The sequence below is a fragment of the Natrinema thermotolerans genome (assembly GCF_031165565.1).
Lineage (GTDB): Archaea > Halobacteriota > Halobacteria > Halobacteriales > Natrialbaceae > Natrinema > Natrinema thermotolerans.
In genome coordinates, this window is sequence record NZ_CP101873.1 from 1445672 (window position 1) to 1459094 (window position 13423).

13 protein-coding genes are annotated in these 13423 nt (G+C 69.1%); 5 read left to right on the plus strand and 8 right to left on the minus strand.

The genetic code is table 11. The features are described 5' to 3' along the window. Positions 1–52: 52 nt before the first annotated feature. Positions 53–1138 carry a tyrosine decarboxylase MfnA gene (mfnA, locus tag NP511_RS07450; protein WP_049965026.1) on the minus strand — a complete coding sequence of 362 codons (1086 nt, stop codon included), beginning with the start codon at positions 1136–1138 and terminating at the stop codon, positions 53–55. Positions 1139–1296: 158 nt separating this feature from the next. Here mfnA and gatD point away from each other — a divergent pair, with 158 nt between their 5' ends. Further along, entirely contained in the window at positions 1297–2547 is a 1251-nt protein-coding gene (gene gatD / locus NP511_RS07455) for a Glu-tRNA(Gln) amidotransferase subunit GatD (RefSeq protein ID WP_049965027.1), read from the plus strand. A gap of 161 nt (positions 2548–2708) precedes the next feature. Beyond that, positions 2709–3671 (plus strand): GNAT family N-acetyltransferase, encoded by a 963-nt coding sequence (locus NP511_RS07460; protein ID WP_049965028.1) that lies wholly within the window; start codon positions 2709–2711, stop codon positions 3669–3671. A 3-nt stretch (positions 3672–3674) separates the two neighbouring features. On the opposite strand, the gene NP511_RS07465 is transcribed toward NP511_RS07460, so the two are convergent. The 3 genes from NP511_RS07465 to NP511_RS07475 are packed head-to-tail and all read right to left on the minus strand — an operon-like array spanning position 3675 to position 6482. Then, positions 3675–3956 carry a ubiquitin-like small modifier protein 1 gene (locus tag NP511_RS07465; RefSeq protein ID WP_006650051.1) on the minus strand — a complete coding sequence of 94 codons (282 nt, stop codon included), beginning with the start codon at positions 3954–3956 and terminating at the stop codon, positions 3675–3677. Positions 3957–3987: 31 nt separating this feature from the next. Further along, positions 3988–5241, minus strand: coding sequence for a TrkA C-terminal domain-containing protein (locus NP511_RS07470; RefSeq protein WP_049965029.1), 1254 nt, complete (start codon positions 5239–5241; stop codon positions 3988–3990). Then, the gene (locus NP511_RS07475; RefSeq protein ID WP_049965030.1) at positions 5238–6482 is read right to left on the minus strand and encodes a DUF8167 domain-containing protein; all 1245 of its coding nucleotides are present in this window, start codon (positions 6480–6482) and stop codon (positions 5238–5240) included. Before NP511_RS07475 ends, NP511_RS07470 begins: the two co-directional genes overlap by 4 nt. Positions 6483–6599: 117 nt before the next feature. Between NP511_RS07475 and NP511_RS07480 the strand changes: the two genes are divergently transcribed. Continuing rightward, on the plus strand, positions 6600–7784 hold the full coding sequence (locus tag NP511_RS07480) for an NAD-binding protein (RefSeq protein WP_049965031.1): 1185 nt from the start codon (positions 6600–6602) through the stop codon (positions 7782–7784). Position 7785: 1 nt separating this feature from the next. On the opposite strand, the gene NP511_RS07485 is transcribed toward NP511_RS07480, so the two are convergent. Both NP511_RS07485 and deoC read right to left on the minus strand, forming a co-directional pair. Next, a complete protein-coding gene (locus NP511_RS07485; RefSeq protein WP_049965032.1) occupies positions 7786–9204 on the minus strand; it encodes an HPP family protein in 1419 nt (472 codons plus the stop codon). 80 nt (positions 9205–9284) lie between these two features. Then, positions 9285–9920 carry a deoxyribose-phosphate aldolase gene (gene deoC / locus NP511_RS07490; RefSeq protein WP_049965033.1) on the minus strand — a complete coding sequence of 212 codons (636 nt, stop codon included), beginning with the start codon at positions 9918–9920 and terminating at the stop codon, positions 9285–9287. A gap of 122 nt (positions 9921–10042) precedes the next feature. Between deoC and NP511_RS07495 the strand changes: the two genes are divergently transcribed. Together NP511_RS07495 and NP511_RS07500 are read left to right on the plus strand one after the other, a co-directional pair. Continuing rightward, positions 10043–11338 carry a hypothetical protein gene (locus tag NP511_RS07495; protein ID WP_049965034.1) on the plus strand — a complete coding sequence of 432 codons (1296 nt, stop codon included), beginning with the start codon at positions 10043–10045 and terminating at the stop codon, positions 11336–11338. 70 nt (positions 11339–11408) lie between these two features. Beyond that, positions 11409–12524 (plus strand): CPBP family intramembrane glutamic endopeptidase, encoded by a 1116-nt coding sequence (locus NP511_RS07500; protein ID WP_049965035.1) that lies wholly within the window; start codon positions 11409–11411, stop codon positions 12522–12524. A 55-nt stretch (positions 12525–12579) separates the two neighbouring features. Here NP511_RS07500 and NP511_RS07505 read toward each other — a convergent pair whose 3' ends face one another. Together NP511_RS07505 and NP511_RS07510 are read right to left on the minus strand one after the other, a co-directional pair. Then, positions 12580–13038 carry an NOB1 family endonuclease gene (locus NP511_RS07505; protein ID WP_006182584.1) on the minus strand — a complete coding sequence of 153 codons (459 nt, stop codon included), beginning with the start codon at positions 13036–13038 and terminating at the stop codon, positions 12580–12582. Positions 13039–13042: 4 nt separating this feature from the next. Beyond that, the gene (locus NP511_RS07510; RefSeq protein ID WP_006182585.1) at positions 13043–13288 is read right to left on the minus strand and encodes a PRC-barrel domain-containing protein; all 246 of its coding nucleotides are present in this window, start codon (positions 13286–13288) and stop codon (positions 13043–13045) included. Positions 13289–13423 lie beyond the last annotated feature (135 nt).

A 13423-nucleotide genomic window follows, 5' to 3' on the forward strand; every position in this document is an offset into this window, starting at 1 on the left:
CGTAAAACCCGCCGGTTTCGATCGGGGGCGGACCCGCGGTACGCGGTGGCGATCAGTCGTCGCTCGTGATCGGGACGCTCGCACGCACCTCGAGCCGGTCGAGATCGCCGATGAAGGAGGCCAGCATCTCGCGGGTGACGTGGGGCATACAGACCACGCGCAGTTCGTCGGTCGCGGTTCTCGAGATCCGCCAGCCCTTGGCCCGCAACGCGTCGAAGGTCGAGCGGGGGACGTCGGCCGCCACCAGCGGCAGCGTCGGGTCGGCGACCTCGTAGCCGCGTTTCTCGAGGGCGTCGGCGAGCCACTCGGCGTTGTTCTGCGAGCGGACGTACTGCCGGCGGTACCCCGTCGGCCACAGCTCCTCCATCGCGGCAACGGCGCTGGCGACGCCGGCACCCGAACGGGTGCCGGTCAGGGTCGCCTGCGAGGTCGACTCGAGGTAGGGCGTGTCGACGGCGAGTTCGTCGAGCAGGGCCGAATCGCGAACGAGCAGGCCGCCCGCGGGAACGGCGGCCTGACCCATCTTGTGGGGGTCGATCGCCATCGTGTCGACCGCGGCGTGGGCGAAGTTCCACTCGTAGTCGGTAAAGGGCAGCACGAAGCCGCCCCAGGCGGCGTCGACGTGCAGCGTCGCGTCGACCGAGTGTGCGATCTCGCCCAACTCGGGAATGGGATCGACGCGGCCGTACTCGGTCGTCCCCGCGACGCCGACCACCGCGGCGGTGTCGTCGTCGACGGCGGCCCGGACGGCCTCGAGGTCGGCCCGGTAGTCGTCGTCGGTCGGAACGATCCGGAGTTCGATTCCGAGCAGGTCCGCGGCCTTCTGGAAGCTGAAGTGGCCCGACTCGGGCATGACGACGTTCGGATTCCGGCTGTCGGCCCGTTCGCGGGCGATCCGGACTGCCTGAATGTTCGCTTCCGTGCCGCCACTGGTGATATAGCCCGCCGGCTCTTGGAGTCCGGCGATCTCGCTCAGCAGGGCGACCGCGTCGTCCTCGAGTTCCGAGACGCCGGGGTAGGTGCCCGGATCGCCGGGGTTGGTCGCGAGAAACCGCTCGGCCGCGTCGCGTGCCGCCGGGTGGGGTTCCGTACACATCGAGGAGAGAACCCGGTCGAACGCCTGCGGCTCGATTTGCATATCACGTATGTAATCGGTCAGCGATTTATTTGTTGCGTTTGACGACGTTTCACGAGGGGATTCCCTCGCCGTCTTCGGTTCCGTGGGCGGGTCTGCCGGCCCGGCCGCCGGTAGCGCGAAAGCGTGCCTTCAAGTCCGGGGCCGCGCTACGGCCACGCATGAACCCAGGCGACCGCGTCCGCGTCGATCGCGCGGACCGTACGTACGAAGGCGTGTTGCTCCCCTCGAGTACGGACGACCAGCTCGTGGTGAAACTCGAGGGCGGCTACAACGTCGGCGTCGACCGGGGCGAGGCCGACGTGGAGGTCCTCGCGGAGGACGTCTACAGGATCGACGGCACCGACGCCGCGGGCGACGATGGGGCCTCGGAGATCGAGTTCGACGACGACCTGCCGACGATCTCGCTGATCTCGACCGGCGGGACGATCGCCTCGACGGTCGACTACCGCACCGGCGCGGTGACCGCCCAGTTCGACGCCGAGGACGTCCTGCGGGCGGTGCCGGATCTGGCCGGCCGGGCGAACTACCGCGGGCGCGTCGTCGCCAACATCCTCTCGGAGAACATGGAGCCGTCGATCTGGCGGGACCTCGCGCAGGCGGTCCGCGAGGAGATCGAGGCCGGCGCGGACGGCGTCGTCGTCATGCACGGCACCGACACGATGCAGTACTCCGCCTCCGCCCTCGCGTTCATGCTCGAGACGCCGGTGCCGATCGTCTTCACCGGCTCCCAGCGCTCGGCCGACCGGCCCTCCTCGGATAACGTGATGAACGCCGTCTCGGCGGTCGAGGCGGCCAAGAGCGACTGCGCGGAGGTCATGGTCTGTATGCACGCCACCGAGTCGGACGACCGCTGTGCCCTTCACCGCGGGACCCGCGTGCGGAAGAACCACACCTCGCGGCGGGACGCCTTCGAGACCGTCGGTGCGGAACCGCTGGGCGAGGTCGAGTACGAGACCGAGACCGTCGAGTTCCGGCGGGCGTATCAGGAACGCGGAGCGAGCGAGTTGGAACTCCGCGACGACCTCGAGGGCGACGTCGAACTGCTGAAGTTCACCCCCGGAATGGACCCCGCGTTCCTCGACGTCGTCGAGGGGAGCGAGGGCCTGATCATCGAGGGCACCGGGCTCGGACACGTCCACACCGATCTGATCCCCCGCATCGAGGAGTTGATCGAGAACGGGACGACAGTCGTCATGACGAGTCAGTGTCTCGAGGGCCGGGTCTGTGACCGGGTCTACGACACGGGTCGGGACCTGCTCGAGGCCGGCGTCGTCGAGGCCGGCGACACGCTGCCGGGGACGGCGAAGGTCAAGCTGATGTGGGCGCTCGCAAACAGCGACGACGTCGCGGAAGCGATGGGCACGTCGCTGGCCGGCGAGATTCAGGAGCGGTCGGTCCCCTGGGAGTGATCGCGTCCGCTGGACGCGGCTGAACGGAGACGGAGTCGAGAGATTGTTTTGCGACGCGCGCTCGAAATCGGACGACAGCGTGTGCCACCGCAGTCGATCCCGCCTCGAGCCCGCGAAGTTCTTTCACGGGCGATCACATGAGATGCCAATACTCGACAACTATGGCATCAGAGTTGGATTCCGAGTCCGCCATCGAGATCCGCCGCGCTACTCACGACGACTACGACGCCGTCGCCGACTTCACGGGCGACATCTGGCCCGACCGCGGCGGCGACTACATCCCGCGAATCTACCACGACTGGCTCGAGGACGAGCCGGGACAGGGCAAGAAGACCTTCCTCGCCGAAGTCGACGGCGAGACCGCGGGGATCGTTCAGGCCGTCATGCTCTCGGACGACGAGGCCTGGTTCCAGGGAATGCGCGTCGCGGCCGACTACCGCCGGCGGGGCGTAAGCCACCGGCTGAACGAGGCGACCTTCGAGTGGGCCCGCCGGCAGGGCGCGACCGTCGGCCGCGTGATGATCTTCTCGTGGAACGCGGCCTCGCTGGGCGCGGCACGAGCCAGCGGCTTCGAACCGATCACCGAGTTTCGCTTCGCCCATCCCGACCCCGACCCGGACGCCGCGGGACCCCACGCGGTCTCGAGCGATCCGACCGAGGCGTGGCGCTACTGGACACACAGCGACGCCCGCGAATACCTGCGCGGGCTCGGTCTCGCGCCCGAGGAATCGTGGGCCGTCCGCGAACTCACGCGCGAGGATTTCGATCGGTTGGCCGACGAAACGGCGGTTTTCGCCGTCGAGAGCGAGGATGGACTCGCTGGCGCTGCCTACCGCACCCGAAGCTACGAGCGGCCGGTCGACGGCGACGCGACGGACGGCTCGAGCGACGATCCCGAAACCGAGCGGTGGGTCGAGTACGGCGTCGCCGCATGGGACGGGGTCGAGGCCGCCCGCTCGCTGTTCGCCGCGATCGCTCGCGACGCGGCCGACTGCGGCGCGGAAAAGACGCGCGTCCTGATTCCCGAAACAGCCCGGTTCGTCACCGACACGCCCCACGCAGGAGTCGATATCGCCGAGGAACCGGACTTCGTGCTGGGGATCGACCTGACGGCGACTCGCTGACGGCTACCCGCCGCTGACCGGCGGGAACAGCGCCAGTTCGTCGCCCGCCTCGAGAACCGTCGCCAGCCCCTCCTCCTCGACCAGGACGTTCGTGCCGTTGCGAAGCACGTTGATCTGGGAGCGCAGTTCGCCGTCCTCAAGGACGCGGCCCTCGAGGGCGGGGGCCTCCTCGAGCAGTTCCTCGAAGGCGTCGCCGACGGTGTCGCCGGCCTCGGCGTCGACGGTCACGTGCTTGTCGCCGGCGCGCTCGGCCAGATCCGCGAACAGTTTCCACTCCGTGGGCATACGTGGCGGTATCGGTGCCGGCGGCAAGTAGCTACCGCTCTCGGGGCCGTTCCGGCGCGTGGCCGCGATCCGAATCGGCGGCCGCCCGCTGGCCGTCGTCGGCCGGCGGTGTCGCGGACGAGTCCGCGTCAGCCAGCGACCGTTCGGTCACCCGGCGAAGCGCGTCCGGCCGGCCGAGGACGTACGCGACGTCGCCGGCCGCGAGTCGCACGTCCCCGGCCGGCAGCGGCCGATGTTCGGCGTCACCGTCGCCCTCGCGCTCGAGCGCGAGGACCAGTACCGGCAGCGAGTCGACCGCCAGTCCGACGAGGGGGTCGTCGGCCTCGACGGTGATCGATCGGACCGTCTCGTCGGCCGCCCGCAAGAGGGAGACGAGGTCGCGCTCGGCGTCGGGACTGCCCGGCAGCGTCACGAGCCGGTAGTCCCCATCGGGTGCTATATCGCGGGCGTCCTCGGCGTCTATGGCGACGGTCGCGACGTCGCCGGCGGTTCCGCGGAGTTCCCCGCCCGCGATCCGTCGGGCACCGCCGTCCTCGCCGCGAGCCCAGAGACGGACCGCGTCGCCGGGGCTGGCGTCGGCCGCGGGATCGCCCTCGAGCGCGACGGCGACGGTCCCCGGCGCGAGCGTCGGGCCGATACCGGCCGGCCGGCTACCCACGGCGAGGAACGCGACCGTGCCGTCGGGCTCGAGATCGACGTCGACGTGGCCGATCCCGAAGTCGCGCTCGAGGCGGGCCACGAGCCGCTCGCGCAGTTCCTCGTCGGTAAGCCGCCGGGGGAGGAGAAACGTCTGCCCGGCGAGGTCGGCCTTCACCGACTCGTCGACCGGGTCGTAGCCCTCGATGTCGTCGATCTCGTCGGGAAGTTCGACCGTGACGACCCGGCCGGCCGAGCGGACGAGTTGGGTGACCTCGGTGATCGTCCGCGGGGTCGCAACCATGAACACGTCCCGGGCGAGGTAATCGCCGAGCCGCCGGCCGCCGTCGGCCGCGACCGCGCTGGCGGCGAAGGCACCGACCGTGTAGATCGCGGTTCCGGGCTCGAGCAGGCCCGTGTTCCCGATGATCGCCTGCTGGAGCGCCGTCTGGGTGTTCAGCCAGATCGCGACGAGCGCGACGCCGAACAACACCGCGATGCCCTCCGGGATCCCGTCGGCGCTGTACCACCGATAGACGAAGGCGACGCCGGCCCCGCTGCCGGCCGCGAGCAGGGCGAACCCGAGGATCCGGACGACCGCCTCGAGCAGCGTCTCGGTCGGGACCGCCGCCGCGACGATCGCAGTCATTGCGCGATCGCCTCCGCGAACGCCTCGACCGCGTCGTCGGGGCCCGCGACGAACGCCTCGTCGCCGGCCTCGAGCCGCCGTTCGATCCCGGGGGCGAACACCCAGCCGTGGCGACGTTCACCGGTCTCGCTGCCCTGTCGACGGACCGCAAGGACCGTCACGTCGGTCCCGGCGATCGTCTCGTCGGTCGCCCCGATCGGACCGACGGTCAGTCGTCGGATGGCGTACCCCTCGCGTTTGACCAGCGAGAGCGCCTCGAACTCGCGGCTGGTGCCCCGCGAGCGCACGACGAGCCGCGGCGACTCGGCCTCGAGGACCGGCTTTACGTCCCGACGGGGGACGGCAATCGTCACGCGGCCCGAGCCGCCGGCCGTCGCCGCGTGCGGTTTCGCCGCGGGGGTGGGCTCGGGGTCCGCGCCGCCGTCGGGCGCGACCGCGTCGGCAGGCCCCGACGAACCGTCGTCGCCGTCGATCTCGTCGTCGGTCTCGGTACGGGCGCTGACGACGGTTCCCCCGATCGAGCGGTCGCCGACGCGGACGCTCACCACGTCCCCGCCCGCGAGTCCCGTCGGGACGAGCGTCGTCAGCGAGACGGCCCGCCGGCCCGCCGGGACGCGCCGGGAGAGACCACCCGAAGGCGGTGCGGCCGTGATGGTCGCCCGAGCCCGTTCGTCGATCGCGACGGCGACGTCCGCGAGATCGTGATCGGTCCGCAGGCGCTCCTCGAGGCGGGCCTCGAGTTCCGAGAGCGGGAGGTCGGCGGGGAGCCGCCACGACCCTGCCTTCAACGTCCGGCGGAGGTCGGCCGACAGCGGCGGGTAGCCTTCCATGTCGTGGATCTCACCGGTGGGACGCACCGTGACCTGGCCGACCGAGCCGACGAGTTCGACGACGTCGGCCGAGAGGGTCCGCTGGCGCAGCGAGGTCAGCGAGAGCCGACGCGGGAGTTCCGCGCCGAGCTTGTCGCCCTGGTTGTGGGCGTACAGCGCGAGCATGAGGACAACCAGCACGGCAACGAGCAGCCGCGGTGACTGGGCGATGGTGGGTTCGACGAGCCCGAGCAGTCCGCCCTGGACGCTGGCGATCGACAGCGCGAGGACGACCACACCGAACCCGGGCAGGGTAACGCCGGTGAAATACCGGACGAGAAAGCCGAGCGAACCGGCGACGAAGGCGGGAACGATACCGGTCAGGAGGCCGAGATAGAGACCGAGCAACACTTCGACCGGAAGGGATGGCATTGTGGGCCAGTGGACCGGAGCGGTTAAATTAGCACCGGCAGCCGTCTCCGGCTCGAGCGGCGATCCCCCGAATTCCGAACGGAGACGTTTAACTGACGCCGTCGCTCACCGGTGTGTATGGCCGACGACCGGTCGCTTCGAGGGCGACTCCCGGACGACTGGCAGCACGTGCTGACGACGCGGGCGACCGTGATCCTCGTCCTGCTGGTCGCGCTGCTCTCGGTCGCCACTGCGGTCATCAACATCTGGACCCCGAACCCGGGGCCGCTCCACGGGTACGTTCCCGAAGCGATTCAAAGCGCCGCCGCGTTCACCGGGGCGCTCACCGGGTTCATGATGGTCGGCAGTGCGCTTGCCCTCCGACGCGGGCTCCGCGCCGGCTGGTGGGCGACGCTGCTGTTGCTCCCGGTGACCGCGGGACAGGGCCTCCTCCAGTCGAGCCAGTACTCGGTTCCGCTGGTCGTCCTCTCGATCGTGTCGATTCCGGCCCTCCTGTTGACCCGCGGCCGGTTCGACAAACCGCTCTCGCTGACGACGACACAGATCGCGGCCGGCGCGGCACTGGTCGGCGTCCAGCTGTACGGCACCATCGGCGGCTACGCCATGCGGGAACACTTCGACGGGATCAACAACATTCTCGATGCCTTTTATTTTACGCTGATCACCTCGAGTACGGTCGGCTACGGCGACGTCACGCCGAATCAGGAGTCGATCGAGGGGATGTTGTTTACGATGTCCGTCCTCATCCTCGGCGTGGCCAGCTTCGGTATCGCCATCGGGGCGCTGGTCGGCCCGCTCATTCAGGACCGCATCTCGAAGACACTCGGAAAGATGACCGACTCACAGCTGCAACTCCTCGAGGACCACATCCTCGTCCTCGGCTACGGCGAACTGACGGAACCGATCGTCGACGAACTGGCCGACGGCGGCCGCAAGTTCGTCGTCGTGACCAGCGATCGTGAGGTCGCGACGGACCTCACCGACCGCGGCATCTCGGTCGTCACCGGCGACCCCAGCGACGAGGAGCCGCTCCGGCGTGCAAAGATCGACCGGGCGGCCGCGATCCTCGTCGCCACGAACCACGACGCCGAGGACGCGCTGGCGATCCTAACGGCCCGCGAACTCGCGCCGAACACCCGCATCGTCGCCGCCGCGACCGACCGCGAGAACACGAAAAAACTCGACCGGGCCGGCGCGGACGCGGTGATCAGCCCCTCGGTACTTGGGGGGCACCTGCTCGTACGATCGGCGCTTGGCAGCGACGAGAGCGTGCTGATCGACCGCATTCTCGAGCGCGAGTGACCTACCGTCGGCGACCCCGATGGACGATCGCCACGTCCGCCTCCAGATCGCTGAGCTTCCGGAACGTCGGCGGGGAGACAAAGCGGGAGGCCGCCGAGCGGTCGGTACTCGAGCCGACGAAACAGACGTCATAGCGGGGCGCGATGCGGGCGAGGTAGTCCTCGACGGCGGCGGTGACCACGTGGGTTTCGAAAGGACCGGCAAAGGCATCGACGAGATCCGCGAGCGTCCCCTCGGCCACCCGACGGCGCGACTCCCGATCGATGCAGGTACAGACGCTGATCGGCCGGCCGGACTCGGTCACCCGAATCGCGAAATCGAGCATCGCGCGAGCGGTGTCGCCCGCACCGCGAACTGCGACGAGGCCGCTCCGCCAGCGCGTCCGCCGCACGCCGTTCGAGCGGAAGACGATCGTATCGATTTCGCCCTCGAACAGCCCGGTGATAAACGACGAGAGGCCGCCACCCTCGCGTTCGGCGTAGGGCGTGACGATGAGATCGCAGTTCTCCGCTCGCGCGGTCTCGAGGACGAGCCCCGACGAGAGGTCACTGTCGGCCGCGACGACGACCTCGCAGGGGACGTCGTATGCGCTCTGGAGGTCAGTCGCGAGCGACTCGAGGCGGCGGCCGGCGTCGGTAGCCGCGCGTTCGGCGGGCGTCGGTTCGTCCGGGTCGCCGTCGGCCGACGCGTCCGGTTGCTCGTCGTCGACCGTCTCAACGACGTCGAAAAGGACCACCTTGCCGGCGTCGTGGGCCCCGGCGATCGACGCGGCGAAGCGAGCGACCGTCTCTTCGCAGTCGGTCATCGGGACGAGGACGTGATCGTCGCCGCTGGTCGTCCGATAGAGATAGCGGGCGCGTTGCTCGTAGAACCGGTCGCGCCAGACGACGAACGCGGCCGCGACGAACGAACTCGAGATGACGATCCCGAGGACGTAGGCCACCTGTGCGTTGCCGGTCACGAGAACGAGCAGGGCCGTCGAGAACGCCGTCGGCACCTCGAGATCGAGCGCCCACGTGCAGACGCCGGTACAGAAGACCCCGAGTGCGGCACCCCAGGCGCTGATGCCGCCACCCAGTCCGACGGCCGCCGTCAGCGCGAGCGCGAGCCAGCCACAGCAGGCCCCGACGGTCATCCCGCCGACGAACTTCCCCGGGGAGGCGTACTTCCCTTCCGGCTCCGCAAAGAGGGTGAAGGTCCCCGAGGCAAGCGGCGGAAAGAGCAGAAACGAGATCACGGGGGTCGCGTTCGCCAGCCACGTCACCGCGGCGATCAGCAGGGGGACGAAGACCAGCACCGACAGGTGAAGCAGGTTTCCCGTCTGCTCGAGCCATCGGACGGCGGCCTCGAGTTCACGTCGTTCCAGTCGTCGAAGCCGCCTTGCGAGCGCGCGGAGTCGCGCACGTACCCCCTCGAGCATGGGATGCGTTGCTCGAGCGACGACCAAAACCGTTTGGCTTCTCGCACGGGCGATCAGCGAATCCAGCGAGGATCCACGAACTATTCGGGTGCGCCCTCGAGAATCTCGACCCCGCTCGAGGCCCCGATGCGTTCCGCCCCGGCCTCGAGCATGGCCACGGCGTCGTCGTAGCTGCCGATACCGCCGCTGGCCTTGACGGGGAGGAAGTCGCTCATGAGGGCGACGTCGTCGACGGTCGCGCCGCCCCCGCCGAACCCGGTCGCAGTTTTCACCATCGCCGCGTCGGCGGCGGCCGCGGCCTCGCAGGCCCGCCGTTTCTCCGCGTCGGTCAGTAGCGGGGCCTCGATGATGACCTTGACCGGAATCGGAACGGCCGCGACCAGGTCGGCGAGTGCCGTTTCGACGGCCTCGTCCGCACCGGCCTGCAGCCGGCCGACGTTGATCACCACGTCGAGTTCGTCCGTCCCGTCCTGCCAGGCTCCGACCCCTTCCTTGCGTTTCGCCGCGGGCGCGTGCTGGCCGTGGGGGAAGCCGACCACCGTCGCGAGGGTCACGTCGGGGGCGTAGTCGGCGGCCATCTCGACCGCGTACGGCGGGATACAGGCGTTCATCCCGTACTCGGTCGCCTCGTCGAGGACCCGCCGAACGTCGGCCGGCGTCGTCTCGGGACCAAGCACCGTGTGATCGATCAGGGGGGCGAGTTCGCTGCGCTCCATACGCGGGGCGACTCGGCGAACGGGCAAAAAGCCGGTCGGTCGGCTCGAGTCCAACGGCCGCTCGCAGTGCGGTCCGTGGCCGTCTCGGAACGCCTTTGGCCCCGGCGGTCGCCTCCTCGAGTATGAACGTCGACATCGGGAACGCGCTCGCGTCGGTCGCCTCGCCGGGCGTCTCGCGTGCGTCCCTCGAGCGACTGGACGAACAGGTCGCGGCCGCCCACGAGCGCATCGAGCGCGGCATGGCGAACGCGGATCACGGCTACGAAGCGCTGAACCTCCCCGAGCGGACCGACCCCGACGAGATCCGGGCGGCCGTCGAGCCGGTCGCCGACGCCGACGCCCTGATCACCGTCGGTATCGGCGGCAGTTCGCTGGGCGCGGCGACGATCGTGAACGCCCTCGAGTCCGACACCGAGACGGTCTTTCTGGACAACGTCGACCCCGAGTGGGTATCGCGTCGCCTCGACGGGATCGCCCTCGAGAACGCGGCGATCAACGTCGTCTCGCGGTCGGGGACGACCGCGGAGACGCTGGCGAACTTCCTCGTCGTCCGAGCGGCCTTCGAGGACGCCGGCGTCGACTGGACCGAGCGGACGATCGTCACGACCGGCGAGTCGGGGCCGCTGCGGAACCTCGCGGATCGCCACGACCTGCCGTCGCTGAAAGTCCCCGACGGCGTCCCCGGCCGTTTCTCGGCGCTGTCGGCCGTCGGCATGGTCGCCGCCGCGGTCTGTGGCCACGACCTCGAGGCGCTGCTCGCGGGCGCGGCCGCCGAGCGCGAGTCGCTTTCGGGCTCGCTGTTCGAGTGTCCGGCCTACGCCTACGGCGCGACGACCTACGCGCTGGACGGCCGCGGCGCGGGGATCAACGCCGTGATGCCGTACGCGGAATCGCTCGAGACCTCGGCGGAGTGGTTCGCCCAGCTGTGGGCCGAGAGCCTCGGAAAGGACGACCTCGGTCAGACCCCGGTGCGGGCGCTGGGGGTCACCGACCAGCACTCCCAACTGCAGCTCTACCGGGCGGGCCCGCGGGACAAGCTCGTCACCTTCGTGACGGCCGACGCGGACGCGGACCGGTCGATCCCCGCGACCGACGTCGAGGAACTCGCGTACCTGGGCGACGCGACGCTTGGCGACCTCCTCGAGGCGGAGTTCGAGGCCACCGAGGCGAGCCTGGCCGCGGCCGGCCGGCCGAACGTCCGGGTCGAACTCGAGGCCGTCGACGAGTACGAACTCGGCGGCTTCCTCTACGGGATGGAGGCCGCCTGCGTCCTCGCAGGGGAACTCTACGGCGTGAACACCTTCGAGCAGCCGGCCGTCGAATGGGCCAAGAAGGCCACCCGCGGGCTACTCGTCGGCGGCGAGTTCGAAGAGGCGGAAGCGGTCGCCGAGAAGACCGAGCTTCGAGTCGAGCGGTAGCCGACCGGGCCGACCTGAACCCGTCGTCCGGTTGCGGTGTGCATATGGGCCCTCGGACGAACACTCACGTATGACCGAGACTGCACGGGCCGACGACGCCGGCCCGGTCGCGTCCGGCGCGATCCCGGGTATCGGAACCCTGCTGGCCGGGCTCACGTTGGTCGCCATGTTCGTCCCCGTTCGCAACGGCGTCGACGACCCCAGTGTCTGGGCCGGCACCGGCCTGGCCGTCGCCGCCGTCCTCGCCTTCCTCGTTCGCCGCCACGGCTCGCGCGAACCCCGGCTCCTCGCGGCGGTCGCCGCCGGCTCGAGCGTCGGCGTCGTCCTGCTCGCCGGCTACGCGTTGAATCAAGGGGTCACGACGTCGCTGCTCTCGATACCGATCGTGTTCGTGGCGTTCGTGACCGCCGGGCTGACCGTCGGCGTCGCGGTCGCGGACTTCTTCGGCATCGGCGTCGTCGGGCTCAAGCGCCGGACCAGCCAGGCCCTCGTCATGACGGGGGTCGGCCTCGTCGGGCTCATCCTGCCGCAGCTACTGATGATTCTCTTTGCCGCACCGGTCTATCCGTTCCTCGAGACGCTGCCGGAGATCGAGCGGCTCGTGGCCACCCAGCTCATCACCCAACTCGGCGTGGTCATCGGCACGGCGATCGTGGTCGTCGCCTTTCTTCGCTGGACGGACCGGGGGCTGTCGTTCATCGATCTCCGGTGGCCCACGCTGCGGGAGGTCGCCTGGACCGTCGGCGGCCTCATCGTCCTCTTCGGCGCGCTGTTTGCCATCTCGACGCTCATGCAGTCGACCGGCGTCGAGAGCGCGGACCACTCGACCACCCAGCGGGCCGCGGACAACCCCGAACTGATGCTGATCATGGTGCCGATCGCGATTCTGATCATCGGGCCGTTCGAGGAGGTCCTCTACCGGAACGTGATCCAGAAGTCGCTGTACGAGACGTTCTCGCGATTCGGTGCCGTCGCGGTAGCAAGCGTCATTTTCGCGGCGGTCCACGTCCTCGCGTACGCCACCAACGGGCTGGGCGCGGTCATCGCCAGTCTGGGGACGATCTTCGGGCTCTCGATCGTCCTCGGTGTCATCTACGAACGAACGGAGAACCTCCTGATCCCGGCGCTGGTCCACGGGTTGTACAACGCGTTGACGTTCCTGAACCTCTATTTCATTCACGCCTGAGCGCGGGACTGCCGACGCTTACGGGGACATCGACCGCGACCGAAACGATCGCGAGCTACGAGGGGTTCTTCCGGGCCAGTTCCGACCCACAGATCGGACACCGCTCTTTCTCCTCGTCGAACTCGCGGCCACAGCCCTGACACTGGTAGGTCCAGTGGCGCTGCTCGTCGATTCCCTCCCGGGCGATCACGTCGACCGCGACGTTGAGCTTCTCCGCGACGTTTTGCATCGCGTAGTCGTCGGTCACCAAGGTGGCGTCGAGTTCGAAACTCGCAGCGACGAGCCGAACGTCGGTGTCCGAGAGGACGCCGAGATCCCCGGATTCCCGGGCCGCGCGTTCGACCTTTTCGGTGGTGTCGTCGTTCGGGATGTGGATATGCATGCCCGATCCCTCCATCGCGTCGTAGCGATAGGCGCTCTCGTCTTCGAGTTCCTCGCGGACGAGCGGGATCGTCGCAGTCTGTTCTGTCGTATGGAAATCGTGGATAAAAGCCGAGGAGTCGAGAACGTACATACCGTTAGCGCTGGACGACGATGTAGTCTTTCACCGCTTGGACACGGTTGACGGGAACGAGGAAGTGACCGCCCTCGTCGAGATCGAAGTCGACGGCGCGGGTCGACAGCTCCTCGTCGGGCTCGATGACGAGATCGTGAAGCGTGCCCGATTTGAGATCCATGGTGATGTTATAGAGCAATCCAAGCTCGGTGCCGTCGGAACCCATGACGGACTTCCCCGAGAGGTTTTCAGCGAGTATATCGCTCATGCATGCCCGTACTTACTAATCGGTATTAAACGATTGGGACCGCTCTCGAGGCGAGCGGACCGCCGGAGCGGCCGCCCTCGACTCGAGCCGACGACCGCCGAGACTCGGCGGTCGATCGCGGCGGTCCGGAACGCG